We start from the raw sequence: 1,553 nt of genomic DNA, 5'->3' as shown, positions 1-1,553 counted from the left end.
CAGACTGTAGACAAATCCCCCAAAAAGGGGATTTGTCTGCGGTCTTTTTTTGTATAATGAAGGTACTACAAAATGTGCTTAGGTGATAAATATGTTAACGAAAAATACTCAAATGAATCGTGACCAAATTGAAATGATTGCTCTAGAACAGCTAGTGCCTGAAAACCACTTAGTGCGAAAAGTTGAAGCAGCTATCAATTTTTCCTTTATATACCCACTAGTTGAAGATATGTATTCTGTAGATCGCGGTCGTCCTAGTATTGATCCAGTCATCCTTATAAAAATGACATTCATTCAATATATGTTCGGCATCCGTTCTATGCGTCAAACTATTGAAGAAATTAAAACAAACATAGCTTACCGTTGGTTTCTTGGTTATGGATTCCACGATAAAGTACCCCACTTCTCTACCTTCGGTAAAAACTATGAACGTCGATTCAAGGATACCAATCTATTTGAACAGATTTTCTATCGAATATTAAGAGAAGCATCAGATAAGAAGTTAGTCAGTGGTGAACATGTATTTATTGATTCTACACATGTGAAGGCCAGTGCGAATAAACGTAAATTTGAGAAGAAGGTGGTACGTAAAGAAACGAGAGCCTATCAAGATCGCCTTCAAGATGAAATCAATGGTGACCGTGAAGAACATGGGAAAAAACCGTTCCCTCCAGATAAATTCGAAAAAGAAGAAACAAAGGAAATCAAGGAAAGTACCACTGATCCAGAGAGTGGTTATTATGTGAAGGATGAAAGAACCAAGCAGTTTGCCTACTCTTTTCATGCAGCTGCCGACCAAAATGGATTCATCCTTGGAACCATTGTAACTCCAGGAAATGTTCATGATAGCACTATGTTGGAACCTCTCCTTGAAAAAGTCATGGAGAACTCGGGAAAACCTAAAGCTGTAGCTGCAGATGCTGGATATAAAACTCCTGCCATTGCTCAATACTTAATCGAAAATGAAATTCGCCCTGCATTGCCTTATACACGCCCTCGAACAAAAGAAGGTTATTTAAGAAAACACGATTACGTCTATGATGAGCACTTTGATTGCTATAGTTGTCCTGAAGGACAACTATTGAAATATCGAACAACTACGAAGGAGGGTTACCGTCAGTACTTCTCTAATCCTGTTCAGTGTAAAAACTGTCCAATCTTGTCTCAATGTACACAGAGTCAAAACCATCAGAAGCTCATACAACGACATGTTTGGGAAGAGTATCTTGAGGAAGCTGACCACCTTCGCCATACTGAGGAGAACAAAAGAATATATGCACGTCGTAAAGAAACTATTGAACGTGTATTTGCAGATGCAAAAGAAAAGCATGGAATGCGTTGGACAACCCTGAGGGGACTAAAAAAATTGTCCATGCAGGCGATGCTTACTTTTGCATCCATGAATTTAAAGAAGATGGCCAATTGGACTTGGTTGAGTCCAAAAATGGTATAAAAATAGAGCTAAGGAAGGTCTAAATTAAAGAAAACTACATGAAAATGACAAAAGGCATCCGAATGGGGTCATTCGGAATGCCTTTTGTCGACAATCTGAA

Annotated in this window: 1 protein-coding gene; it reads left to right on the top strand. The window is 38.6% G+C overall.

What is annotated here, in order from left to right:
* The first annotated feature begins 91 nt into the window (after window positions 1–91).
* On the top strand, window positions 92–1,453 hold the full coding sequence (locus G3O09_RS21845) for an IS1182 family transposase (protein ID WP_163103548.1): 1,362 nt from the start codon (window positions 92–94) through the stop codon (window positions 1,451–1,453).
* Window positions 1,454–1,553: the final 100 nt, after the last annotated feature.

Source organism: Peribacillus alkalitolerans (genome assembly GCF_010882125.1).
In the GTDB taxonomy this organism is placed as follows: Bacteria; Bacillota; Bacilli; order Bacillales; family DSM-1321; genus Bacillus_BN; species Bacillus_BN alkalitolerans.
The sequence above is the reverse complement of the archived record's forward strand: the minus strand, read 5'-3'. Positions and strand labels throughout refer to the sequence as shown.